The 24,735-nt window shown below is 60.7% G+C and carries 19 protein-coding genes; 17 read left to right on the top strand and 2 right to left on the bottom strand.

Annotated elements, in window-relative coordinates; genetic code table 11:
* Nucleotides 1-6: 6 nt before the first annotated feature.
* Nucleotides 7-1,896, bottom strand: coding sequence for a molecular chaperone HtpG (gene htpG / locus AC13QY_RS03305; RefSeq protein WP_113354368.1), 1,890 nt, complete (start codon nucleotides 1,894-1,896; stop codon nucleotides 7-9).
* Between the two features lie 324 nt (nucleotides 1,897-2,220).
* Between htpG and AC13QY_RS03300 the strand changes: the two genes are divergently transcribed.
* From AC13QY_RS03300 to AC13QY_RS03220, 17 genes are all read left to right on the top strand, one after another.
* Complete coding sequence (locus AC13QY_RS03300) at nucleotides 2,221-2,859, top strand: hypothetical protein (protein WP_113354366.1); 639 nt, start codon at nucleotides 2,221-2,223, stop codon at nucleotides 2,857-2,859.
* Nucleotides 2,860-3,064: 205 nt separating this feature from the next.
* Nucleotides 3,065-3,949, top strand: a complete 885-nt coding sequence (locus tag AC13QY_RS03295) for an AraC family transcriptional regulator (protein WP_113354365.1) — start codon at nucleotides 3,065-3,067, stop codon at nucleotides 3,947-3,949.
* Between the two features lie 169 nt (nucleotides 3,950-4,118).
* Nucleotides 4,119-6,305 carry a TonB-dependent siderophore receptor gene (locus AC13QY_RS03290; RefSeq protein ID WP_145634049.1) on the top strand — a complete coding sequence of 729 codons (2,187 nt, stop codon included), beginning with the start codon at nucleotides 4,119-4,121 and terminating at the stop codon, nucleotides 6,303-6,305.
* A gap of 238 nt (nucleotides 6,306-6,543) precedes the next feature.
* Nucleotides 6,544-7,389 carry an ABC transporter substrate-binding protein gene (locus AC13QY_RS03285; protein WP_233788582.1) on the top strand — a complete coding sequence of 282 codons (846 nt, stop codon included), beginning with the start codon at nucleotides 6,544-6,546 and terminating at the stop codon, nucleotides 7,387-7,389.
* Nucleotides 7,382-9,373 carry a Fe(3+)-hydroxamate ABC transporter permease FhuB gene (gene fhuB / locus AC13QY_RS03280; RefSeq protein ID WP_488492749.1) on the top strand — a complete coding sequence of 664 codons (1,992 nt, stop codon included), beginning with the start codon at nucleotides 7,382-7,384 and terminating at the stop codon, nucleotides 9,371-9,373. The genes AC13QY_RS03285 and fhuB overlap by 8 nt, the downstream gene beginning before the upstream one ends.
* A complete protein-coding gene (locus AC13QY_RS03275; RefSeq protein WP_145634045.1) occupies nucleotides 9,370-10,422 on the top strand; it encodes a siderophore-interacting protein in 1,053 nt (350 codons plus the stop codon). The genes fhuB and AC13QY_RS03275 overlap by 4 nt, the downstream gene beginning before the upstream one ends.
* Before the next feature lie 116 nt (nucleotides 10,423-10,538).
* Nucleotides 10,539-11,126: an ANTAR domain-containing response regulator gene (locus AC13QY_RS03270; protein ID WP_069614611.1), complete on the top strand. Its 588-nt coding sequence runs from the start codon at nucleotides 10,539-10,541 to the stop codon at nucleotides 11,124-11,126.
* A 55-nt stretch (nucleotides 11,127-11,181) separates the two neighbouring features.
* On the top strand, nucleotides 11,182-12,480 hold the full coding sequence (locus AC13QY_RS03265; RefSeq protein ID WP_269244776.1) for a CmpA/NrtA family ABC transporter substrate-binding protein: 1,299 nt from the start codon (nucleotides 11,182-11,184) through the stop codon (nucleotides 12,478-12,480).
* Between the two features lie 368 nt (nucleotides 12,481-12,848).
* Complete coding sequence (locus tag AC13QY_RS03260; RefSeq protein ID WP_145634042.1) at nucleotides 12,849-14,147, top strand: CmpA/NrtA family ABC transporter substrate-binding protein; 1,299 nt, start codon at nucleotides 12,849-12,851, stop codon at nucleotides 14,145-14,147.
* 34 nt (nucleotides 14,148-14,181) lie between these two features.
* Nucleotides 14,182-15,078, top strand: coding sequence for a nitrate ABC transporter permease (gene ntrB / locus AC13QY_RS03255; protein WP_113333168.1), 897 nt, complete (start codon nucleotides 14,182-14,184; stop codon nucleotides 15,076-15,078).
* Between the two features lie 10 nt (nucleotides 15,079-15,088).
* On the top strand, nucleotides 15,089-15,886 hold the full coding sequence (locus tag AC13QY_RS03250; RefSeq protein ID WP_145634040.1) for an ABC transporter ATP-binding protein: 798 nt from the start codon (nucleotides 15,089-15,091) through the stop codon (nucleotides 15,884-15,886).
* Nucleotides 15,887-15,890: 4 nt separating this feature from the next.
* Nucleotides 15,891-18,341 (top strand): nitrite reductase large subunit NirB, encoded by a 2,451-nt coding sequence (nirB, locus tag AC13QY_RS03245; RefSeq protein ID WP_113354356.1) that lies wholly within the window; start codon nucleotides 15,891-15,893, stop codon nucleotides 18,339-18,341.
* 10 nt (nucleotides 18,342-18,351) lie between these two features.
* Nucleotides 18,352-18,699, top strand: a complete 348-nt coding sequence (gene nirD, locus AC13QY_RS03240) for a nitrite reductase small subunit NirD (protein WP_113390390.1) — start codon at nucleotides 18,352-18,354, stop codon at nucleotides 18,697-18,699.
* A 219-nt stretch (nucleotides 18,700-18,918) separates the two neighbouring features.
* The gene (locus AC13QY_RS03235) at nucleotides 18,919-21,576 is read left to right on the top strand and encodes a nitrate reductase (protein WP_113391719.1); all 2,658 of its coding nucleotides are present in this window, start codon (nucleotides 18,919-18,921) and stop codon (nucleotides 21,574-21,576) included.
* A 129-nt stretch (nucleotides 21,577-21,705) separates the two neighbouring features.
* A complete protein-coding gene (locus AC13QY_RS03230) occupies nucleotides 21,706-22,737 on the top strand; it encodes a CorA family divalent cation transporter (RefSeq protein ID WP_113389406.1) in 1,032 nt (343 codons plus the stop codon).
* A gap of 62 nt (nucleotides 22,738-22,799) precedes the next feature.
* Nucleotides 22,800-23,306 (top strand): hypothetical protein, encoded by a 507-nt coding sequence (locus AC13QY_RS03225; protein WP_145634037.1) that lies wholly within the window; start codon nucleotides 22,800-22,802, stop codon nucleotides 23,304-23,306.
* A 235-nt stretch (nucleotides 23,307-23,541) separates the two neighbouring features.
* Entirely contained in the window at nucleotides 23,542-23,715 is a 174-nt protein-coding gene (locus AC13QY_RS03220) for a hypothetical protein (RefSeq protein ID WP_015342656.1), read from the top strand.
* 78 nt (nucleotides 23,716-23,793) lie between these two features.
* Here the strand turns inward: AC13QY_RS03220 and AC13QY_RS03215 are convergent, their stop codons facing one another.
* Nucleotides 23,794-24,627 (bottom strand): alpha/beta fold hydrolase, encoded by an 834-nt coding sequence (locus tag AC13QY_RS03215; protein WP_113333156.1) that lies wholly within the window; start codon nucleotides 24,625-24,627, stop codon nucleotides 23,794-23,796.
* Nucleotides 24,628-24,735 lie beyond the last annotated feature (108 nt).

Here is a 24,735-nt window from a genome sequence, read left to right as displayed (position 1 = left end):
GATTGATTACTGCAGTGCCTTTTCCATCAGCCGCGCCAGTCGTTCGGCGAAGGCACGCGGATCGGCCGGCTTGTCGCCGTCGAGAACGCGGGCCTGATCGAGCAGCAGGAAAGCCGCATCGTCACGCAGGGACGGCGCATCCGCCTTGGCGGCAATCGCCTTGACGACCGGGTGATCCATATTGATCTCAAGGATCGGCTTGGCACCAGACTGCAGGCGGCCGGCGCCCTGCAGTATCTTTTCAAGCTGGCGGTCATAACCCTGCTCGGAGGCAACGAGGCAAACGGCGCTTTCGATCAGACGATCGGATGCACGGACATCGGAGACCTCGTCGGCCAGCTTCTGCTTGGCATAGTCGAGGAAGGCCTGGACTTCGGCGGGCGCGCTTTCGCTTTCCGGCTTGTCTTCGTCCTGCTTCTTGAATTGGGCGAGATCAGCGGAGCCTTGCGTGATCGACTTGAAGCTCTTGCCCTCAAATTCCGGAGCATTGGTCACCCAGAAGCTGTCGACGGAATCGGTCAGCAACAGAACTTCGATACCGCGAGCGCGGAAACCTTCGAGCTGCGGCGACGCCTTCAGCTGCTCGAGGCTGCCGCCGACGAGATAGTAGATCGACTGCTGGCCCTCCTTGGCATCCTTGATGTAGTCGGCAAGCGAGCGATAGCCATCTCCCGAGGTAGTCGTGCGGAAGCGCGAGAGCGCCAGAAGCTGCGAGCGGCGCTCGAAGTCCTCGTAGAGGCCTTCCTTGATGAGGCTGCCGAAATTCTCCCAGATCTTCAGGAAGGCGTCGTGATCGCTCTCCGCCTGCTTCTCGATCGCCGTGATGATACGATTGGTCACGCCCTTGCGGATCGCCGTCAGGATCGGGCTTTCCTGGATCATCTCGCGCGAGACGTTGAGCGGCAGGTCCGACGTGTCGACGAGGCCGCGCACGAAGCGGAGATAACGCGGCAGCAATTCGGCTTCATCGGTGATGAAGACGCGCTTCACATAGAGCTTCATGCGGCCCTTGCGGTCCGGATCGAAAAGATCGAAGGGCTGCGAGCCCGGCACGAAGGCAAGCGCCGAATATTCATGGCGACCCTCGGCGCGGAAATGCACCGTCAGCGCCGGCTCGTCATACTGGCCGGAAACGCCGCGATAGAAATCGGTGTACTCTTCAGACGTGATGTCGTTCTTCGATTTCGTCCAGAGCGCGGTGCCGTCGGTCAGCTGCGTCGCTTCCTCGCCGGGCTTTTCGGCGATCTTGATCGGCACCGGCACATGACCGGACTGTTCCTTGACGATGCGCTCGACGCTCCAGCGCGAGGCATAGCTCTTGGCATCTTCCATCAGATGCAGCGTAATGCGAGTGCCGCGCGCCGGTGCCTCGCTGACGTCAACAGGCGCAACGCTGTAGCCGCCCTTGCCATCGGAAGACCAGAGCCAGGCATCCTCCGCACCGGCGCGGCGCGAGATGACGTCGACGCGGTCGGCAACCATGAAACAGGAATAGAAGCCGACGCCGAACTGGCCGATGAGCTGCGCACCCTCGCCCTGCTTGTTGGCCTCGATTCGCTCCATGAAGGCGCGCGTGCCCGAGCGGGCAATTGTGCCGAGCGCTTCGATCATCTCGTCGCGGCTCATGCCGATGCCGTTATCCTCGACGATGAGCTTGCTGCCATCGGCATCAAGCGTCAGCAGGATGCGGCTGTCGGGATCGTTGGCAAGCAAGCCGGGATGGGCAATCGCTTCGTAGCGCAGCTTCTCGCAGGCATCGGCCGCGTTCGAGATCAGCTCGCGCAGGAAGACATCCTTGTCCGAATAAACCGAGTGAACCATCATGTGCAGAAGGCGGGCAACGTCGGCCTCAAAAACGTGGCTCTCGGCGGTATTTTCTGCGGTGGTGGTCGTCATAAGCGTCTAGTCTCCTGGGAATAAAAAAAGTCGCGCCGCACAGGTGGCGGAAGACAAGCGAAATTTCAAGCGGGCGTTGTCCCATAGAGCTCAAAACGAGCGAATGGGCCCGCTTCGCGTGCGGAAGCGTTCACGCGACGCTTCTGTCACGAGTTTATCACGCAGGATTGACAGCAGTGCGGCCCCACTGCGGCGTGGTGCCGCAGTGACTGCCATAAATTTGGCAGAGGCGAGACCAAGATCGAAAGGGTTCGCATCGATCGGCGCTCCAAGCCATTCAAGCGGGAGCCGATCCGACATGCTCTCAACGCAAAGGAGATCATCGTGCTAACCCTCCGCAATGCATTTCTCATCAGCGCCGGCCTTATCACAGCCACAGGATTGGCGAGCCAGGCCGTCGCTCAGCAGAAGATTGAGCAATCCGCCAATACGCACCAAATGACAGTTCGCCTGCCGGACGGCTCGCTGGAATTGATCCGCTACAGCGGTGCTCAGCCACCGACGATTACCTTCCGGGACGATCCGGCGTCGATGGCGGGCTTTGCTCCAATCGACGACGTCTCGCCCTTCGCCGACATAGAGCGCATCTCGGCTGCCATGGATCGCGAGGCTGCAGCCCTGATGAATGATCCGCGTCTTTTCGCGCCGTGGCCGGATGGCTCGGATAATCTCATGAAGATCGATCTGTCGAAGCTCCCCGCAGGCGTGAAAGGATATACGGTCATCTCGATGACATCGGGCAAGGGCACCTGCACGCAAACCGTGGAGTATTTCAGCTCCGGCAGCGGCAAGCCTCGGGTCGAGAAAACGAGCTCCGGAAGCTGCGGCCCGGCTCAGAGCCCGGCTCCTCGGCCGGCACATGCCGTCGCACCCCAGCCATCTCCCAACCATCAGCCGTCCAACGTGATCCAGGCTTCGTTTCAGCCCGATGCAAAAACGGTGAGATTGGCAGGTCTGTTCTAGGATACAGACCTTAAGTCAGTAGTATCGATCTCAAAGGCGGGATGCTCGAAAGGGCATCCCGTTTGTATTTGGAGACGCGGGTAGAGATCTTTTTGCATGGCAACCGCCCTCGCGCCCATGCGGATTGCTATCCTGGCAGTGTTGTTATAATAACTTGAGTTTAATTTGAAGGATTATTGCGCAGAAGCAACGCCGGAAGCAGCAAATGACGTTTCAGCCAAGAATGCAGAACAAGATCGGAGGCTTTTCCGTCATCGGCGGTATGCATCGCCGCCACTGGAACGGCATGGTTGCCGACATCTGGAACGTCAATTGCGCGGCGCAGGCTGGCGGATATTATGTGGCACGCGATCCGCGTCTGTTCATCCTTCTGGAACAGCGCGGTGCGGGTAAGACCAATGTCCGCCCCTCGCCTCGCGCGCAGGCCCAGCTGCAGGATTATAGTAGTGGTCGCATCTCCTACATTCCCGCTGGCATGGAGCTCTGGGTCGACATGGCAGGCGTCGAGTTCGTCCGCCACCTCGACATTCATTTCGACGCCGAGATCATCAGCCAGCGCCTGATGGAACATATCGACGCGGCGCGGCTCGACCGTCCGCAGCTGCATTTCAACGACCCGCGCATAATGGCGCTTGCCGAGCTGATCGCGGCCGAGTGTGAAAACCCGGAGCCGCTGCACGATCTCTACGGCGACGGCCTGACACTTTCGTTGCTGATCAATGTGCTGCAACTGCGCGGCACCCAGCCGCGCAAGCGCAGTGGCCTTGCCACCTGGCAGCTGCGGCGCGCGGTCGACTATATCGAAGAGAACTGCACGCGCGCCATCCGGCTGGAAGAACTGGCTGAATTGACCGGCCTCTCGCAGTCGCATTTCAGCCACGCCTTCAAGGCGTCGACGGGCCTGCCGCCGCATCAATGGCAAACGCAGGCCAGACTCGAAAAGGCCAAGCATCTGCTCCTGAACAGCGAGATGCCGCTGACAACCGTTGCCGTCGAAACCGGCTTTGCCGATCAGGCGCATTTCACCCGCGTCTTCCGCAAGAATGTCGGCGCTGCGCCTGCCAGCTGGAAGCGCAGCAGGCTTGCCTGAAAACCACAGCCCGCGAGCAATTGTAGGTTTTGCGGAGAATTGCCCAAAAACATTCAATTTCCCCCGTGACAGACAAGCCGCGCCTGTAAATATGAGTTAACTGCTCATCTTATCGACGGATCGGCCACCGGGGCTGAACGGGCGCAAGAATTCGGGACAATTGACGGAAATGCAGGGATTGAAGCAGGACGTATCGCGAGCGCGGCTCATGGCAACGGGCGCAGCCCTTATCGCGCTGCTGGCGGGCTCCAAGGTCATGGCGCAGGAAACGCCGACGGAGTTGCAGCCTTTGGTTATTCAGGGTTCGCAACAGAAGAGTGAAGACAACGGTACCGCGCCGGTTAAGGGCTATGTCGCCAGGAAGACCACGGCAGGCTCAAAATCCGACACACCAATCACCGAGGTACCGCAATCGGTCTCCGTCATCGGCCAGCAGGAAATGCAGGATCGCGGCATCACCAACAAGGTGGATGAGGCTCTGCGTTATACGCCCGGCGTCACCGCGCAGCCCTTCGGCAATGATGGCGATACCGACTGGTTCTACATTCGCGGCTTCGACGCGACGCAGAGCGGCGTCTTCATGAATGGCCTGACGCTCTATAGCTACGGCTTCGGTGGCTTCCAAATCGATCCCTATATGCTCGAGCGCGTCGAAGTGCTGAAGGGGCCTTCCTCCGTGCTTTATGGCGGCGCCAATCCGGGCGGCCTCGTCAACATGGTTCGCAAGGAGCCAACGGACATTCCGCAATATTCGACCGAGATCGGCATCAACAATCTCGGCAATGCCTTCGTCGGCTTCGACTTTTCCGACAAGCTTTCGGCCGACGGCGTCTATCGCTACCGCCTGACCGGCAAGATCGCCGGCGGCGACACCTATAGCGATGGCACCCACGACCTGCGCGGCTTCATCATGCCGCAGGTCACCATCTCACCCGATGAGTCCACCAAGCTGACCGTCTTCGGCATGCTGAGCGGCCTGGATGAAATCCATAGCGGCAACGGCTTCTTCCCCTATGTCGGCACCGTTGTCGATGCGCCCTTCGGCAAGATCAAGCGCGATGCCTTCTATGGCGAGCGAAGCATCGATAATCTCAAATATGCCCAGCAGATGCTGGGCTACGAATTCTCACACGATTTCGACGGCGGCTGGACCGTGTCGCAGAACGCGCGTTACGGCCATCTCTACAAGCGCGAGGAAGGCCCCTATCTGAACGGCTATGTCGACGGCAATCCGCTCAGCCCTGGTTATGACGATCCCAACTACATGCTGAACCGCATCGGCTTCTTCGAGCGCTCAAAGGTCGATACGTTCTCCGTCGACACACGCGCGGAAAACAAGTTCGACACCGGCCCGATCAGCCATGATTTCCTGATCGGCACGGACTATTCGATCTACCGCCTCGACCAGATCCAGGCGTGCTGCGGCTCCAATCCGATCAGCGCAACGAACCCGGTCTACGGCACGCCGCAGGGAACCAACTTCGTCTACCTCAATCAGGTCATGACGCAGCAGCAACTCGGTATCTATACGCAGGACCAGATGCGCTTCGGCGATGGCTGGCTGGTCACGCTCAACGGCCGTTACGACTTCGTCGACACCAATTCCGACTCGAAGGTCGGCACAAGTTACAAGTCGAACGCATCAGCGCCAAGCGGCCGTGCGGGCCTCGCCTACGAGTTTTCCAACGGCATCACGCCCTATGTCAGCGCCGGCACCTTCTTCAATCCTCTGATCGGCACCAGCGTCAGCGGCGGCGGCCTGACCCCGGAAAAGGGCGAGCAATACGAGGCCGGCATCAAGTATGAGCCCGACTTCATCGACGGCCTGTTCACGGCGTCCATCTTCCAGATTAACCGCAAGAACATGGCGCTGACCGATCCGGTCACCTTCCTGCAGCGCCAGGTCGGCGAGGTCCGCTCGCGCGGTGTCGAATTCGAAGGCAAGGTCAATCTAGATGATAATTGGAAGCTCCTCGGCTCCTATTCCTACACGGATCTGACGATCACCAAGGACCTCGACTCCTCCATCATCGGCAACTCGCCCTATCTGGTGCCGAATTCCACCGCATCCCTTTGGATCGACTACGCCTTCACGAGCGATGCGCTTGACGGGCTCAGCATCGGCGCCGGCGTGCGCTACCAGGGCAAGTCCTGGGCAGACCAGGCCAATACGCTGCGTGTACCCTCCGCAACGCTCTTTGATGCGGGCATTCGCTACGAGAAGAAGGGCTGGGGTGCGGCGCTCAACGTCTCGAACCTGTTCGACAAGGAATATGTCTCGGGTTGCGCCGGCGAGAATGTCTGCGGCTACGGCGAAGCGAGAACCATCACCTTCAAGCTCAGCAAGAAGTGGTAAGTTGAGGATTAAGGTATACTTTTATTTTCAATCATGGCAAGGAACCGGGGGATTGCCGCAACGCAATCCTCTAACTCGTTTCAAAACGAAGGCAACGCTTACGCATGACGACGCAGTGGCTGCGAATTTACCGCGTCGGCGCAGGGATGCTTGCCCAGTCACAGTGCTGCAGCCTGGTCAGCTATTTCCAATGACAGCAGGAAACGCTCATAAGCTGTCTCGAAGAGAGTTCATTGCGATGGCAGGCGCAAGTGCGATCGCCGGCGTGACGCCGGCGCGCGCCGCGGCGAGCCCGCGTGTGGCGACGCTCGATTGGGCCATTCTGGAAACCCTGCTGGCGATCGGCGCAAATGTGGTTGCCGGCACCGAATTACTGCAATTCCGCGACGTTGCCGTGACCCCGGCCATTCCCGCGGGCGTTGCCGATCTCGGGCTGCGCGGCACGCCGAACTTCGAAGCCCTTTATGCATCCCGGCCAAATCTGATCTTCAATTCCAATTTCTATACCTGGGCCGACGATCGCATGCGGCTGATCGCACCGGTCGAGAGCCACGCCATTTATCAACCCGGAGCCAGCCCTTACCGGCTTTCGGAACAGGCAACCCTTGCGATCGGCGAACGGCTCGGACTTATGACAGGTCGCACCCTCGTCGATGCAATGCGCGAAAAACTCGAAGCCTATCGCGTCAGTTTCAGCAAGGGCGATCACCGGCCGATCCTGCCGATCAATCTGGGCGACGCCAGGCACTTTCGCGTCTTCGGTTCCGATAGCATGTTCGGCGAAGTTCTCACCCGCACCGGCCTAACCAATGCCTGGCCGGATTTGACGAGTTATTCGGCAACCGCACCGGTCGGCATCGAACGGCTAGCCGCCATGCCGGATGCATGGATCGTCCTCATCCCGCCGCATCCGGCCGAAGCTCTGGCGGAACTCCAGCAAAGCGCATTCTGGAATGCGCTTCCGCCGGTACGGCAAGGTCGTGTCCTCATGCTCGGCTCGATCAATCCCTATGGTGCGCTGCCGGCGGCAGAACGCTTCGCCGATCTCCTTGCAGGAGGCCTCAACCGTGCATGGAATGATTGATCGGCCTGTGATTGCCCAAGGCAAATCGCTGGCACGCAACGGTGCTCTGCTCGCCACTCTCTGCATCCTTGCTTTTGCAGCTCTGCTCTTGCTGCGGCCGCAGCTTGCCGCTGATGTACGCGAGGCAGCCGCACTCAACCATATCTTGCTCACCGATAGCCTGCTGCCGCGCTCGGCTATCGCAATCATAGCCGGTGCGGCTCTCGGCCTTTCGGGCGCCTTGCTGCAAAGAGTCTTGCGCAATCCGATCGCCGACGCCTCGACGCTCGGGATCGCCGCCGGGTCGCAGCTGGCAATGACGATCGCTGTCGGGCTCTTTCCCTTGCTGATCGGCCTGCCGCGGGAGATCTCTGCCTTTGTCGGCGGGCTTGCTGCGGTCCTGATCGTTCTGGCATTGAGCTGGAGGCGTGGTCTCGACCCGGTGACGGTGGCGCTATGCGGCATGATGGTGACGCTGGTTGCAACCGCACTTAGCGTCACCATCATTCTCGCGCGCGGCGAATATGCCATGTCCGTCTTCATCTGGGGCGCGGGCGCGCTGAACCAGCAAAACTGGGACGGCGTCATCACGCTTGCGCCGCGCCTGATCATCGGCTTTGCAGCCGCATTGGTACTGGTCCGCCCTCTGACGGTGATGAGCCTGGACGACAGCAGCGCCAAGAACCTCGGCCTTGCCTTGCACAGCATGCGCCTCGCCATTCTGGCGCTTGCCGTCTGGCTGGCGGCTTCGGTGACGGCGCAGGTCGGCATCATCGGCTTTCTTGGGCTTGCCGCACCTTACATCGCCAGATTCTGCGGCGCGCGGCGCACGCAGCACCTGCTGATCGCCGCCCCTATCGCCGGCGCCGGCTTGCTGTTCCTGACGGATTGCCTGGTGCAGCTCCTCTCGCCGGGGTTCACCGACCTTGCCCCGACGGGAGCAGCGACCGCGCTCCTTGGCGGCCCCCTCCTATTGCTGCTTCTGCGGCGCCTGCATTCCGGCAATGCGCTGCGCGCCGTTGACGGTCCTCGCGCGCGGCTGACGATTGCAGCACTGGGACGAGCGCTTGCCTTGCTCGCACTCGGCTTCGTTCTTCTGATCCTCATTGTTCTGTCGGTCGGGCGCAGTTTCGATGGCTGGCACGTAGCGATCGGCAGCCAGTTTCGGGAACTTCTGCCTTTCCGCCTGCCGCGCACCGTCGTTGCGGCAACTGCGGGCGCGATGCTCGCCGCAGCCGGCTTCATCATGCAGCGCCTCACCGCCAATCCGCTCGCAAGCCCCGAGATCCTGGGAGTGAGCGCCGGCGGCGGTGCGGGCCTGACGATTGCACTCTTGCTCTTTGCATTCCCCTCCCCCGTCGTCACGATCACCGCAATGACGATCGGCGCGCTGATTGCATTCCTTGCCATGATGGCATTCAGCGCGCGCGGCGGCTTCGACCCCGAGCGACTGCTGCTTTCGGGCGTCGCCATTGGCGCCCTCTGCATGGCAATCGTCACTGTCGTTCTCTCACGCGGCGATCTGCGCGCCTATCTCCTGCTGACCTGGCTGTCGGGCTCCACCAATCGGGCCGGTTCCTTCGAAGCCTGGACCGGCGTCATTTCGCTTGTGCTTCTCGTTCCGATCCTGCCGATCCTGAGGCGATGGTTCGATGTGCTGCCGCTCGGCGGCGACGTTTCGCGCTCCGTCGGCCTCTCGGTTGCGGCAAGCCGCCTCACTCTGGCGGTTCTTGCGGCCATCTTGACTGCGATCCCCTCTTTCCTCGTCGGCCCGCTCAGCCTGACTGGGCTGATCGCACCGCATCTTGGGCGTCTCATAGGCTTTCGTAGCACCCTCAAACAGTTGGGCGCGAGCTTGCTGCTTGGCGCCATGCTGCTCGTGCTGGCCGACTGGCTGTCGCGCATTGTGATCTTTCCCTATGAGGTTCCCGTCGGTCTGTTCGCGGCGCTGATTGGCGGGCCCTATCTCATCTGGTTCCTGACCCGCAAGGAGACGAAAAAATGATGCATTCAAGGGATTTCACCGCTTCCGGCGTGGCGACCCACAAGGATGCCGGTCAATTGCTGGATCAGTTCTGCGCGCGTTTTGCCGAACATGTCACCATCACGAGAAGTGAGGCCGGAGCCCGCCTCGATACCGTCATCGGCAGCGCCGACATCGCCGTCAGCAAGGATCGTCTCGACATCAAGCTACGTTGCCCGACGGCAGCCATGCTCTTCACGATCCGCAGCATGGTCGCCGAAAACCTGTTCGAACTCTCCACCAGCAACACTCTCGCCCTCGATTGGGCCGACGGCCCGCAACCATCAGCCATACCGAACTTCCGCGAAATCAGGGTCGTCGATGCCTACGATATCACTCCGCACATGCGCCGCGTCGTCGTTGCGACTGATGATGCCAGGCATTTCGTCGAGGGCGGCCTGCATGCGCGCCTGCTCATTCCGCCGAAAGGCCGCGAGCCGGTCTGGCCGCATACGGAGCCGGACGGCCGCATCCATTGGCCGAAGGGCGATGATGCGCTGACCATCCGCGCCTATACGATCCGTAGCATCGATCTTGACCGCGGCGAGATGCATATCGATTTCGTCGTACATGAAGGCGACGATGTGCCGGGAGCGACCTGGGCGTTGACTGCTCGCCCCGGCGATCCTGCCGGCCTGATCGGCCCCGGTGGCGGCGGCGTGCCGACAGCACGCAAGCTCATTCTCGCCGGCGACGAAACCGCGCTGCCGGCCATCGCCCGCATCGCAGCCTCCGTCCCTGCCAATGCCGAGTTGCGGATCCTTCTTGAGGTCGCCGACAAACAAGAAGAGCAGCCGCTGACATCAAGCGCATCGATGAATGTCACCTGGCTGCATCGCAATGATGCCGCTGCCGGGACGACGGATACGCTTGAACGCATCCTGCGCGACATCGTGCCTGCGGCCGATCCGAAAACCTTTGTCTGGGTCGCCTGCGAACAGAAGCAGGCGCGTGCCGTCCGCGCTTTCGTCAAGAGCGAGATCGCCAGGGATCCTGGCACTTTCAGCATCGCCGCCTATTGGCAGCGTTGATGAGGAAATAGCCAGAACAGGTCGAGGCAGCCCAATATTTAGGCGATTTTTAAAGTCGCCCAATATTTCAGCGAACAACACTTGTTCGCCTTGCTGCGTTGCGTCATAAAGATGCAATGAGCCGTCTCGATCTGACCATTCTTGTGATCGATGAAAACACGATCCGCGCCTCGATTATCGAAGAGGGGCTGCGGGAGGCTGGTCATGCGCGGGTGACGGTCATCCATGAAGTGCAGGGCGTCGCACGCACGATCGAGACGTTGCGTCCCGACGTCATTATCATCGATCTCGAAAATCCAAACCGCGACATGATGGAGCATCTGTTTCAGCTGACGCGGACGGTAGGGCGGCCAATCGCCATGTTCGTCGATCGTTCCGACACCGCCTCGATCGAAGCGGCTGTCGAGGCCGGCGTATCAGCCTATATCGTCGACGGCCTCAAGAAGGAGCGGGTCAAGCCGATCCTCGATATGGCCGTCAGCCGCTTCAATGCCTTCAGCCGGCTACAGCGGGAATTGGCGGACGCCAAGTCTGCGCTTGAAGAACGCAAGATCGTCGAGCGGGCCAAGGGAATCTTGATGAAGATGCGCGGCCTTTCGGAAGAGGAAGCCTTCGCGCTGCTGCGACAGACGGCCATGAACGAGAAGAAGAAGATGTCCGAGATCGCGCAAAGCGTTGTGACGGCAGCGGGGTTGCTGATGTGAGCGTACCGAGCCCCATCTTGTCCGTCGCCTTGAGAGGGGAGGCATCGGAGTGAATATGAGAGCGCAGGCAACCCGTTCCGCCAAAGCCCAACAGGCGGGTGACAGCAATCCTTCGGCGCCTGCCCAGATTGCCGGCGAAGGCCCGCGCATACTGCGCGCCGGCTTCATTCCGCTCGTCGATGCTTCTGTCCTGATTGCGGCGGCGGAATTCGGTTTCGCCCGCAAGGAGGGGATCGCCCTCGATCTCGTCAAGGACGTCTCCTGGGCCAATGTCCGCGACCGTCTTGCCTTTCGCCAATTCGACATCGCCCATATGCTCTCGCCGATGCCGGTCGCAGCGATGCTAGGGCTCGGCTCAAACCCCTCGCCCACGATTACGCCATTCTCTCTCGGCTGTGGCGGCAATGCCATCACGCTATCGACGCGGCTGTTCGACCGCATGTGCGAAGAAACAGGCCTGTGCGATCAGGCAAGCGCACTGGAAAATTCGCAGGCGCTTGCGAAGGTGGTCGATACCATGAAGGCGCGCGGGGAGCAGCCGCCGACGCTTGGCATGACCTATCCCTTCTCGTCGCATAATTACGAATTCCGCTATTGGCTGGCCGCCGGCGGCATCGATCCGGACCGGGACGTGAAGCTCGTCGTCGTGCCGCCGCCTCTCACATCCGATGCGCTCGCCGCCGGCGCCATCGATGGCTTCTGCGTCGGCGCCCCCTGGAACATGGTCGCATCCGAACGAGGCGTCGGCCGCATCGTCGCAGCAAAGCAGGATATCTGGCCCTCCGCACCCGAAAAGGTGATCGGCATGCGCCCGGAATGGGCCGAAAACCATCCGGAAACCGTGTCGCGCCTTATCGTGGCGCTGGACGCAGCTGCGCGCTGGTGTGATCGGCCGGAAAATCACGATTCCCTTGCCGAAGCGCTTGCCGATCAGCGTTATATTGCGGCACCTGTACACATCATCCGCCATGTGCTGGCAGGCGAATTCAACCTTGATGCCAGAGGCCATCGCCGCATCATCGACAGGTATTTCAGTTTCCATGGCGGCTTTGCCAACTATCCGCGCCCGAGCCAGGCACTTTGGATCTTCAGCCAGATGATACGCTGGGGGCAAAGCGCATTTTCCGAGCAGAACATGAAGATGGCAGCCTCGGCCTACCGTTCCGATCTCTATCGGCTGGCACTCGGCAGCGAGGCGTCGCCCGACGATGCCGATATCCGTATCGAGGGCGGCAGGGATGGCGACCGCTTCATGGACGGCCATATTTTCGATCCAGCGGAGATCGCCGCCTATGTCGCCGGATTTGCCGTGAAAACGACAAGCGCGACGCAGTCTTTGAGCGACGACATCTAGCCTCAAGGCATGCTGCGCTGCACAGAATAAACGCAGGATCAAAAGCCGGCGAGCGGCATCCGCTCAAAATATTTGCAGAAATCGCAACTGCCCGCACAGCGGCCTTCGAACCATCTTCCTGAATAATCGAGCAATTACAATGCTATGATCGCGCCGTGAAAAACTGGCACGCGGCTTGCTTATTCAATTTCGCTTCGATCAACGGCGATCGAAGCACGCAATGCGCGGAAAACGCGCTCGCAAAGACATCGACGTCGCAAGGTTCTTGCCCCGAGGATTCCTTTCCTGTCCCGGGCTGCATCAACCGAGCGGCGTTTTTTTTATGTCCAAAATCCACGCGTCACGAGCAAAACAAGGGGAAACTGCAAGTGAAGAAGATCCTTTCCGGTGGTATTACGCGCCGAAACCTTTTGAAGACATCCGCCACGGCAGCCCTGATCGGCGCCGTCAGGACCGCTCTCCCCTCCGGCGCCTTTGCAGCAACCGCCGGACCTGAAGTGTCGGGGGTCAAGCTTGGCTACATCGCGCTGACGGATGCCGCACCGCTGGTTATTGCCAAGGAAAAAGGCCTGTTCGAAAAGCATGGCCTTTCCAACGTCGATGTGGCCAAGCAGGCCTCCTGGGGTGCAACCCGCGACAATCTCGTGCTCGGCGGGGCGGCAAACGGCATCGACGGCGCCCACATCCTCTCACCGCTCCCCTACCTCATGCACACGGGCAAGGTAACGCAGAACAACCAAGCCGTGCCGATGGCGATCCTCGCCCGTCTCAATTACGACAGCCAGGGCATTTCGGTTGCAAAGGAATATGCGGAAACCGGTGTGCAGCTTGACGCATCCAAGCTGAAAGCCGCCTTCGATGCGAAAAGAGCCGCGGGCAAGGAGATCAAGGCGGCCATGACCTTCCCTGGCGGCACGCATGATCTTTGGATCCGCTATTGGCTGGCGGCCGGCGGCATCCATCCCGACAAGGACGTCTCGACCATCGTCGTACCGCCGCCGCAGATGGTGGCGAACATGAAGGTCGGCAACATGGACGTCTTCTGCGTCGGCGAGCCTTGGAACGAGCAGCTCGTCAATCAGGGGATCGGCTTTACCGCCTGTACGACCGGCGAAATCTGGAAGGGCCACCCGGAAAAAGCGCTCGGCATGCGCGCAGACTGGATCGAAAAGAATCCGAATGCGGCCAAGGCCCTGCTGATGGCGGTCATGGAAGCCCAGCAATGGTGCGACAGCATGGACAACAAGGAGGAGATGGCGGCCATTCTCGGCAAGCGGCAATGGTTCAACGTGCCGCCCAAGGACGTGCTCGGCCGCCTCAAGGGCGACATCAACTACGGCAACGGCCGGATCGCCAAGGGCACCGATCTTTACATGAAGTTCTGGAAGGGAGGCGTTTCCTATCCTTATCCGAGCCATGACGCCTGGTTCATCGCCGAAAACATTCGCTGGGGCAAGTTCGCTCCCGATACCGATATCAAGACGCTGGTCGGCCAGGTGAACCGCCAGGACATCTGGCGCGATGCCGCCAAGGATCTCGGCGTTGCCGCGTCGGACATTCCCGCATCGACTTCGCGCGGCAAGGAAACCTTCTTCGACGGCAAGGTTTTCGATCCCGAAAATCCCACTGCCTACCTCGAAAGCCTCTCGATCAAGGTGGCGTCATGAGGCTCGGCACTCTCTTCCAAAAAGGATTCGTTCAATGTCCGTAACCGCCCGCAAACAGCAAGCTGCCGTTGCGCAAGCGCCTGCTCCCGCAAAGAGCGATGTCGTGACATTGGCGGCCCGCCCGGCTCGGCGCATCAATCCAGGTCGTATCGCTGTCTCGGTCTTGCGTAACGCCCTGCCGCCCCTGGTAGTCCTGGTGCTTCTGCTCGCTATCTGGCAGCTGCTCTGTGAGCAGGCGGGTGCCAGCTTGCCGCCGCCTTCGCAGGTCTGGCAGGACAGTTACGACCTCATCGTCTACCCCTTTTTCTATAACGGGCCGCAGGATATCGGGCTTGCGTGGCGCGTGCTCGTCTCGCTGCAGCGCGTCGCCTATGGCTTCGGCCTTGCCGCCGTTGCCGGCGTGCTGATCGGTGCGGTGATCGGACAATCGGTCTGGGCGATGCGCGGTCTCGACCCGATCTTTCAGGTGCTGCGTACCGTCCCGCCGCTTGCTTGGCTGCCGCTGTCGCTCGCGGCCTTCCAGAATTCCAACCCGTCGGCGATTTTCGTGATCTTCATCACCTCGATCTGGCCTGTCATCATCAACACGGCAGTCGGCGTTCGCAACATTCCACAGGACTATCGCAACGTCGCCAAGGTGCTGCGGCTAAACCAGATCGAATTCTTCTTCCGCATCATGGTGCCGGCGGCCGCTCCCTACATCTTCACGGGCCTTCGCATCGGCGCCGGGCTTTCCTGGCTTGCAATCGTTGCCGCCGAGATGCTGACCGGCGGTGTCGGCATCGGCTTCTTCATCTGGGACGCGTGGAACTCCTCGCGTCTGCCCGACATCATCGTCGCACTCGCCTACATCGGCATCACCGGCTTCGTCCTCGACCGCCTGGTCGCAGGCCTCGGTGCCGTCGTGACCCGCGGCATGACGAGCAATTGAGGAGAACCCAATGAGCGCCTATCTGAAGCTCGATCATATCGACAAATATTTCGACCGCGGCGGCCAGCGCGCCGAAGTTCTGAAGGGCATCGAACTCGTCATCGACAAGGGTGAGTTCGTGTCGATCATCGGCCACTCCGGCTGCGGCAAGTCGACCCTTTTGAACCTCATTGCCGGCCTGACGCCGGTTTCCGCCGGTGCGGTGCTGCTTGAGAACCGGGAAGTCAACGCGCCAGGTCCGGATCGCGCCGTAGTCTTTCAGAACCATAGCCTGCTGCCCTGGCTCAGCGTTTACGAGAACGTCAATCTCGCTGTCTCGAAGGTATTCCGCGGCACGAAGAGCAAGGCGGAGCGTCATGACTGGGTCATGCGCAACCTCGATCTCGTGCAGATGGCCCATGCCAAGGACAAGCGTCCCTCGGAAATATCAGGCGGCATGAAGCAGCGTGTCGGCATTGCCCGCGCACTCGCCATGGAGCCAAAGATCCTGCTGCTTGACGAGCCCTTCGGCGCGCTGGATGCGCTCACCCGCGCCCATCTTCAGGATGCCGTCATGGAAATCCACGCCCGCCTCGGTAGCACGATGGTGATGATCACCCATGATGTCGACGAGGCAGTGCTGCTCTCCGACCGCATCGTCATGATGACCAATGGCCCGGCCGCTCATATCGGCGATGTCCTTGAAGTGCCGATCCCGCGGCCGCGCAACCGCATCGAGCTTGCGTCCGATAGAACCTACCTCAAATGCCGCGAGGCCGTGCTGAAGTTCCTCTACGAACGCCACCGCTTCGTCGAAGCCGCGGAGTGATACCATGACCCAGAAACTCGTCATCATCGGCAATGGCATGGCGCCAGGGCGCATGCTGGAACATCTGCTGGAAAAGGCGCCCTGCCTCTATCAGGTCACGATCTTCAACGCCGAACCGCGCGTCAATTACGATCGCATCATGCTGTCGCCGGTGCTGTCAGGCGAGAAGGACTACGAGCAGATCATCATCCATGGCGACGGCTGGTACATCAAGCACGGCATCACGCTCTACAAGGGACACAAGATCGTCGCCATCGACCGGGCGGCAAAGACGGTCACCTCCGATCACGGCGTGACGGAGAGCTACGACAAGCTTGTCATCGCAACCGGCTCCGTCCCCTTCATCATTCCGGTTCCGGGCAAGGAATTGCGCGGGGTCATCACCTATCGCGATCTGGACGACGTGCAGGCCATGCTGCTTGCGGCTCAGTCACGCGAAAAGGCCGTTGTCATCGGCGGCGGCCTGCTCGGTCTGGAAGCGGCCGCTGGGCTTAGCCTGCGTGGTATGGATGTGACCGTTCTTCATGTGCAGCCGACTCTGATGGAACGCCAGCTCGATCCGGCCGCCGGCTATCTCCTGCAAAAGGCGGTCGAGGAGCGCGGCATCAAGGTCATCACCAAGGCCAATACCAAGGCGATCATCGGTGATGGCAAGGTCGAGGGGATCGAACTCGATGATGGACGGGTGATCCCGGCCACGCTCGTCGTCATGGCCGTCGGGATCCGTCCCAATGTCGGCCTTGCCAAGGAAGCGGGCATCGCCGTCAACCGCGGCATCGTCGTCGATGACGGCATGCAGACCTCGGATGGCTCGATCATGGCGCTCGGCGAATGCGCCGAAGTCGGCGGCATGGTCTATGGCCTCGTCGCCCCCCTCTACGAGATGGCGCGTGTCGCCGCCTCGCATCTGGCCGGCGATACGAGCGCCGCCTTCGTACACTCGGACACGCCGACGAAGCTCAAGGTCACGGGCATCGATTTGTTTTCGCTCGGTGACTTCGCCGATGGCGACGATCGCGAAGAGATCGTCCTGCGCGACGCGGCGGCCGGCATCTACAAGCGCCTCGTGCTGAAGGACAACAAGATCATCGGCACGGTGCTTTACGGAGAGACCGCCGACGGCGCCTGGTTCAACGACCTGAAGAAGAAGGCGGTGGATATCTCTGAGATGCGCGATACCCTGATCTTCGGTCAGGCCTATCAGGGAGGGTCACCGCTGGACCCTATGGCGGCCGTTGCAGCCTTGCCGGATGATGCGGAAATCTGCGGCTGCAACGGCGTCTGCAAGGGCAAGATCACCTCGACCATCACGGCCAAGGGCCTGACATCGCTCGACGACGTGCGCGCCCACACGAAGGCTTCAGCCTCCTGCGGATCCTGCACGGGCCTTGTCGAACAATTGATGTCGATCACGCTCGGCGACAGCTACAACCCTGCCGCCGTCCAACCGATGTGCACCTGCACCGAGCTCGGCCATGACGATGTCAGAAGGCTGATAAAAGCCAAGGGACTGAAGACCATTCCTGCCGTTATGCAGGAGCTTGAGTGGAAGACCTCCTGCGGCTGCGCCAAGTGCCGCCCGGCTCTGAACTATTACCTCGTCTGCGATTGGCCGGACGAATATGCCGATGACTACCAGTCGCGCTTCATCAATGAACGCGTGCATGCCAACATCCAGAAGGACGGCACCTATTCCGTGGTGCCACGCATGTGGGGCGGCGTCACCAGCTCGAACGAGCTGCGCGCGATTGCCGACGTCGTCGACAAGTTCGAAATCCCGATGGTAAAGGTGACCGGCGGTCAGCGCATCGATCTTCTCGGCGTACAGAAGGAGGATCTGCCCGCCGTCTGGGCCGATCTCGGCAAGGCTGGCTTCATCTCGGGGCAAGCCTATGCCAAGGGCCTGCGTACGGTGAAGACCTGCGTCGGCTCCGACTGGTGCCGCTTCGGCACGCAGGATTCCACCGGTCTCGGCATCCGCATCGAGAAATTCATGTGGGGCTCATGGACGCCGGCGAAGGTGAAGATGGCGGTTTCCGGCTGTCCGCGCAATTGTGCCGAGGCGACTTGCAAGGATGTCGGCGTCATCTGCGTCGATTCCGGCTTCGAAATCCATTTCGCCGGTGCCGCCGGCCTCGATATCAAGGGCACGGAAGTTCTGGGCCTCGTCAAGACCGAGGACGAGGCGCTGGAGCATATCGTGGCGCTGACGCAGATGTATCGTGAGCAGGCCCGCTATCTCGAGCGCATCTACAAATGGGCCAAGCGCATCGGCCTCGATGAGATCCGCCGCCAGATCATGGGTGATGCCGAAAAGCGCAAGGCTTATTACGAGCGCTTTGTTTTCAGCCAGAAATTCGCCCAGGTCGATCCCTGGTCGGAGCGTGTCTCCGGCAAGGACAAGCACGAGTTCAAGCCGATGGCGACGGTCGGCTTCCCGCAGGCCGCCGAGTGAGGAGATGGATATGACGACCTGGCCAAAGGAAATCTGGCATGCAATCGGCGATATCTCGGACATTCCGCTGCGCGGCGCACGCTGCGTGAAAACCCCTGAGGGCAAGATCGCCGTGTTCCGCACCGCCGAAAACGAGGTCTTCGCCATTGAGGATCATTGCCCGCACAAGGGTGGGCCACTCAGTCAGGGCATCGTTCATGGAGCATCGGTGACCTGCCCGCTGCACAACTGGGTGATCTCGCTCGAAACCGGCAAGGCGCTTGGCGCCGACCAGGGCGAGGTCAGGACCATTCCCGTCCGCAACGAGGATGGCGCGCTCTTCATTGCGCTTGAAAGCCTGATGATGGCGGCGGAATGAGGATGACGGTGCGCGGGAGAATACCCCCCTCTGTCCCTTCGGGACATCTCCCCCACAAGGGGGGAGATCATATGGTGCTCCTGCAAGCGGAGTCATCATTTTCGCAGCGCGGAGGCAATCTCACGCTCCCACTGATCTCCCCCCTTGTGGGGGAGATGTCAGCAAAGCTGACAGAGGGGGGTGTTTCGCCACGTCCTTTGAGTTTCATGGACCCCACCCATGTCCATTGAAACCAAAACCACCTGCCCCTATTGCGGCGTCGGATGCGGCGTCATCGCCAGGGTCGATGACGACGGCAAGGTCTCCGTCAAAGGCGATCCCGACCACCCCTCCAACTTCGGACGGCTATGCTCGAAGGGCTCGGCGCTCGGTGAAACTATCGATCTCGACGGCCGTCTGCTCCATCCGGAAATTGCCGGCCAGAGGGCAAGCTGGGACGATGCGCTTGATCTGGTCGCGAGACGCCTCAGTGAGACGATTGCCGAGCATGGCCCTGATTCCGTTGCCTTCTACGTCTCCGGCCAGCTGCTGACGGAGGATTATTACGTCGCCAACAAGCTGATGAAAGGCTTCATCGGCTCGGGCAATATCGACACGAATTCGCGGCTCTGCATGTCATCCTCGGTCGCCGGTCATCGCCGCGCCTTCGGTTCGGATACGGTGCCTGGCACCTACGAGGATATCGAGCTTGCCGACCTCGTCATCCTCACCGGCTCCAATCTCGCCTGGTGCCATCCGGTCATCTACCAGCGGCTGGCGGCGGCAAAAGCGGCACGGCCGACGATGAAGATCGTCGTCATCGATCCGCGCCGGACCATGACCTGCGATATCGCCGATCTGCATCTGGCGATCCGGCCGGATGGTGACGTTGCCCTTTTCCTGGGTCTGTTCGAGCATCTGATCACAAGCAACACCATCGATCAGAATTATATTGCCGAGCATACCGGCGGCTTTGCCGAAGCCTTCGCAGCCGCCGGCGCCCTGTCGTTCAACCGCGTGCTTGAGCTGACCGGCCTGCCTGCCATGCAGCTTCGCGAATTCTACCGACTGTTTGCGCAGACCGAGAAGGTCGTTACCTGCTACAGCCAGGGTGTCAACCAATCCTCATCCGGCACCGATAAGGTCAACGCCATCATCAATTGCCATCTCGCGACCGGCCGCATCGGCCGGCCCGGCATGGGACCCTTCTCACTGACCGGCCAGCCGAATGCCATGGGCGGCCGCGAGGTCGGCGGCCTCGCCAACATGCTTGCCGCTCACATGGCGATCGAGAGCGCTATGGATCGCGACCGCGTGCAGCGCTTCTGGCAGTCACCGCGGATTGCCGGAAAGCCGGGATTGAAGGCGGTCGACATGTTTCGCGCCGTCGCCGACGGCCGCATCAAGGCATTGTGGATCATGGCGACCAACCCCGTCGTCTCCATGCCGGACGCCGATGCCGTCGAGGCGGCCATCAGAGCCTGTCCCTTCGTCGTTGTCTCCGACATCCTGCGCGAGACGGATACGACGCGGCACGCGCATGTGCTGCTGCCCTCGCTGGGTTGGGGGGAAAAGGACGGCACCGTCACCAATTCCGAACGGCGGATTTCGAGGCAGCGCCAGTTTCTCGCAGCCCCCGGCGAAGCCAGGCCCGACTGGTGGCAAATGGCCGAAGTCGGCCGGCGCATGGGATTTTCGCAAGCCTTTTCGTTTCGCACACATGCGGAGATCTTCGCCGAGCACGCGGGCCTTTCCGGCTTCGAAAACGAGGGCAGCCGGGACTTCGACATCGGCGCTTATCAAGCGATCGCCACAGAAGAATACGACGCGCTCACGCCGTTCCAATGGCCACAGCCAGCCGGGGCGGCACCACGGATCACACGCTTCTTCGCAGATGGCGGATTTTATCATTCCGATCGCAAGGCGCGCTTCGTCGCCATAGAACCGCCGGCTACCGATCGAACCGACCGTCGCTTCCCCCTGACGCTCAATACCGGACGCGTTCGCGATCACTGGCATACGATGACGCGCACCGGCAAAAGCGCCCGCCTATCGGGCCACATCGCCGAGCCCTTCGTCGAGATCCATCCGCGTGATGCAATCGAGATCGGTGTCGCCGAAGCGGGCCTGGTCGAGATCGAGAGCCCGCATGGCAAGGTGATCGTCCGCGCCTTGGTGACAGAGCGGCAGGCGCGCGGCAGCCTCTTCGTACCGATCCACTGGAACGATAGCTTCGCCGCCAAAGCCCGCATCGACGCCGTGGTCGCTCCCCTTACAGATCCGATTTCCGGTCAGCCCGCGTCGAAGAATGTCGCAGTCTGCGCACGCCGCTTCCAAGCCTCGCATTATTGCTTCACGGTCTCCACAGCAAAGCCGCGCGACCTCGAGAGTGCCTATTGGGCGCTTGCCAAGACCGATGGTGGATGGCGGACAGAACTTGCATTCGATCTGGTACCGGACGACTGGGTCAGCTGGTGCCGCGCGACATTCGATATACCAGTTGACCTCGAGCCGCTCGGCTATGCCGATCGGGCTTCCGGAGACCTGCGCCTTGCCTTCTTCGATGGCGAACGGCTGCTTGCGGCTCTCTTTGTCGCCCGCCAGCCCGTCGCGGTCGCCCGAAACTGGGCGATCGCCCAGCTTTCGGCATCGCACGGCAATCTCAACAAGCGGTTTGCGCTGATCGCAGGCAGGCCGGGAGCCGATACGATTGATGCCGGCGCGACGGTCTGTTCCTGCTTCAGCGTCGGCGTCAATCAAATCGTCGCGGCCATTCGCGGCGGCTGTCACAGTGTCGAAGCCGTCGGCAAGAAGCTTAATGCTGGAACCAATTGCGGCTCCTGCCGTGCCGAGATCCGTATGATCATCGATAGCTGTCTTGCCGCGGCGGCAGAATGAACGGTCTGGCATCATAACCGATCATTCGCGTTAAACTGCAGTTTCACCTTAACGTTCTCGGTGCTAGAACTATTGAAAATAGCTGCATGATTTCGCTTTCCTTTTACACTCGGGGGAGGATGGGAGCGGATGGAGATCGAGGGCCGGAAGGTTCAACTCAGCTACGGCGCCGAGCCGGGCATACGCTTCGCCGTCCTTCTCGACGGCAATGGCAGCTGTCGCGAGATCGGTGCCGCCGGCCTCCAGAGTTGGAAGCCGACAGACGGAATTCTCTGGGTTCATCTCGAGCGTGACCATGATGCGGCGGCCGCTTGGATAACACGAAATGGCGGTTTCGATCCGCTCGTCGCCGACGCGTTGCTCGAGGATGAATCACGTCCCCGTGTCGAGCCGGTTGACGACGGCCTGCTGATCATTCTTCGCGGCGTCTGCGCTGCACCGCCCGACGAAGCGGATGTGACGGTCGAGGATCTGGATCTCGTTCCCCTGCATGCCTGGGTGGACGAGAACCGCGTCGTGACGCTTCGCGACAGCGGCCATTACATCACCGCTCTTCGGGACATTCGCCAGGCGCTCGAAAAGGGCAAGGGACCGAAGCGTACCGGCGAACTGCTTGCCCTCGTCAGCGACAAGCTCGTGAGGGACCTGGAGCCCGTTCTTGATCAAATGGATGAGGAAGTTGACGAGCTGGATGAGCTGATCTTCCATGGCGAGGCCGCCGAAGTCCGCGAGCGCCTGAAGCTGCTTCGCAGACGCGCCGTGCAGCTAAGACGCTATCTTTCGCCGCAACGCGATGCCCTCAATCGCATCGAACATGACGACGCTCCCTGGCTTGCCGAACGCGACAAGCTTCGCATGCGTGAGGTCATCGACAAGCTGATGCGCTGCATCGAGTATCTGGATGCAATCCGCGACCGGACAGGCATCCTGCACGATGACCTTTCGACCGTCATCAGCGAGCGCATCGCCCGCAACTCCAACAGGCTTGCAGCGCTTGCCGCGTTGCTGCTGCCGCCGAGCGTCGTTGCCGGCCTGTTCGGCATGAATGTCGGCGGTATTCCAGGCGTCAACGATACCTGGGCCTTCATCATCATCGTCGTATTGGTCGCCGTCACCTCCATCATCACTCTCTATATTCTGAAGCGCATCAACTGGCTCTGACTGCCTGGGAACTGAGCATAGCCTGCGACGTTCCTAGTTAGTCTGACGAAGGGATTGATATCATGCGTTATCAGGCGTGCCTTCTTGCCCTCCTTGCCGCTGTTTGCCTGGCGACACCTGTCACCGCCGATGAAATCGGATTTTTGAAGCCGCTGAACGGCAGCTGGACGGGAACCGGCAAGGTGCTTCGGAAGATCGGCGACACGCCGATCAATGTCTCCTGCAGATTCACCATCAGCGCACCGGGTTCCTCGATTTCGATGAGGGGAAACTGCCGCGGCCTTCTCATCATCAGTCGCGCGATCTCGGCCCAGCTCACAGCGCGCGGAAACAGATACTCAGGTACCTACACCGGTCCTTCCGGTGCGACATCGCAGCTGTCGGGCAGCAGGCAGGGCGATGTCATCAATCTGGCGGTGCGCTGGGCACGTCTCGTCAACGGCGATCGCGATGCCAGTATGACCATTCGCAGGCAGGGCGACGACCAGCTGACGCTCCGGACCATCGACAAGGATCTGAGCTCCGGCAAATCGGTCGTAACCAGCGAGATCAATCTGCACCGTCAATGATGCTCAAAACGAAAGCCCGCTGCTTCTTTGTCAATGATAGGGCAAAGGCAAGACCACATTTTCTGATTGACGAGTTTGGCCGAAAATCACCCATAAATTACAAGGGAATTAGAGTCGCTGGTTGGCGTTTTCATTGGGAAGCCGCTGCGCCTATCGGCGGCCGCGGCCCGAACGCTGTCTTGCTTGACTTTCAGAACTCCATATGAGAACATAAAGTGAACAAATGGAGATTTCCATGACCAAGGCAGAACAAGTCATCGAACGTGCAATGACCTTTGTCGCTGTCTCGAAGGCCCTTCGGGAGCGCGAACAGGAACGGCGCGCCACATGGACGCGCCGCGTTGAAATCAGCCGGCCGCTACCGCCCTTGCCCCGCGCCGTTCAGCTCTCGTTGAAACTCGACAGCTGAAATGGTGAGGGTGGTAACCAGCACCCGGCAGGCTGTGAAGCGCCCGCCTTTTTGGCGGGCGCATGACCATTTTAATGCTTAGGCCTTGAAGAAGGCGAGCAGGTCGGCGTTAATCACGTCCGCATGCGTGGTGGCCATACCGTGCGGGAAGCCCTTATAGACCTTGAGCGTGCCATTCTTTAGCAGCTTCGAGGAGAGAAGCGCCGAATCCGCGATCGGCACAATCTGGTCGTCGTCGCCATGCATGACGAGGGTCGGGACTTCGATCTTCTTCAAGTCTTCGGTGAAGTCTGTTTCCGAAAAGGCCTTGATGCAATCGTAATGGGCCTTGGTGCCGCCCATCATGCCCTGGCGCCACCAATTATCGATAACACCCTGCGAAACAGCTGCGCCCGGACGATTGAAACCGTAGAACGGCCCTGCCGGAATATCGCGGAAGAACTGAGCGCGGTTGGCTGCAAGCGCTGCACGGAAGCCATCAAAAACTTCCAGCGGCAGGCCGCCGGGGTTCTTGTCGGACTTGACCATGATCGGCGGTACGGCGCCGATCAGCACGGCCTTCGAGACGCGGCCATGGCCGCCATACTGGGCGACATAGCGCGCAACTTCGCCGCCGCCTGTCGAATGGCCGACATGGATGGCGCCCTTGAGATCGAGATGCTCGGCAAGAGCCGCCACATCGGCGGCGTAGGTATCCATTTCATTTCCGGTCGCCGTCTGGCTGGAGCGGCCGTGGCCGCGGCGGTCGTGGGCGATGACGCGGTAGCCCTGATGAAGGAAGAATAGCATCTGGGCGTCCCAATCGTCGGAGCTCAAAGGCCATCCGTGATGGAAGACAATCGGCTGGCCCGTTCCCCAATCCTTGTAGAAGATCTGGGTGCCGTCTTTGGTGGTGATCGTGCTGCTGCTCATTGTGTCCTTACCTTTCGAAGTTGATTGCTTTGTAGAGGCTTGTGCAGGTTGAGCGAAGGGGCTGGCAGCTGCAGCAGCGGCAAGGCCCAGCCCGGCTGTCATAACGCC

It is taken from the genome of Martinezella sp. CNPSo 3795 (assembly GCF_057784475.1).
Note: the sequence above shows the minus strand (reverse complement) of the source record. Positions and strands in the feature narration are given on the sequence as shown.

Coding starts and splice junctions, on each gene's coding strand:
- htpG (WP_113354368.1), bottom strand. CDS start 1,896: ATGACGACCACCACCGCAGAAAATACCGCCGAGAGCCACGTTTTTGAG.
- AC13QY_RS03295 (WP_113354365.1), top strand. CDS start 3,065: ATGACGTTTCAGCCAAGAATGCAGAACAAGATCGGAGGCTTTTCCGTC.
- AC13QY_RS03290 (WP_145634049.1), top strand. CDS start 4,119: ATGCAGGGATTGAAGCAGGACGTATCGCGAGCGCGGCTCATGGCAACG.
- AC13QY_RS03285 (WP_233788582.1), top strand. CDS start 6,544: ATGGCAGGCGCAAGTGCGATCGCCGGCGTGACGCCGGCGCGCGCCGCG.
- fhuB (WP_488492749.1), top strand. CDS start 7,382: ATGATTGATCGGCCTGTGATTGCCCAAGGCAAATCGCTGGCACGCAAC.
- AC13QY_RS03275 (WP_145634045.1), top strand. CDS start 9,370: ATGATGCATTCAAGGGATTTCACCGCTTCCGGCGTGGCGACCCACAAG.
- AC13QY_RS03270 (WP_069614611.1), top strand. CDS start 10,539: ATGAGCCGTCTCGATCTGACCATTCTTGTGATCGATGAAAACACGATC.
- AC13QY_RS03265 (WP_269244776.1), top strand. CDS start 11,182: ATGAGAGCGCAGGCAACCCGTTCCGCCAAAGCCCAACAGGCGGGTGAC.
- ntrB (WP_113333168.1), top strand. CDS start 14,182: ATGTCCGTAACCGCCCGCAAACAGCAAGCTGCCGTTGCGCAAGCGCCT.
- AC13QY_RS03250 (WP_145634040.1), top strand. CDS start 15,089: ATGAGCGCCTATCTGAAGCTCGATCATATCGACAAATATTTCGACCGC.
- nirB (WP_113354356.1), top strand. CDS start 15,891: ATGACCCAGAAACTCGTCATCATCGGCAATGGCATGGCGCCAGGGCGC.
- nirD (WP_113390390.1), top strand. CDS start 18,352: ATGACGACCTGGCCAAAGGAAATCTGGCATGCAATCGGCGATATCTCG.
- AC13QY_RS03235 (WP_113391719.1), top strand. CDS start 18,919: ATGTCCATTGAAACCAAAACCACCTGCCCCTATTGCGGCGTCGGATGC.
- AC13QY_RS03230 (WP_113389406.1), top strand. CDS start 21,706: ATGGAGATCGAGGGCCGGAAGGTTCAACTCAGCTACGGCGCCGAGCCG.
- AC13QY_RS03225 (WP_145634037.1), top strand. CDS start 22,800: ATGCGTTATCAGGCGTGCCTTCTTGCCCTCCTTGCCGCTGTTTGCCTG.
- AC13QY_RS03220 (WP_015342656.1), top strand. CDS start 23,542: ATGACCAAGGCAGAACAAGTCATCGAACGTGCAATGACCTTTGTCGCT.
- AC13QY_RS03215 (WP_113333156.1), bottom strand. CDS start 24,627: ATGAGCAGCAGCACGATCACCACCAAAGACGGCACCCAGATCTTCTAC.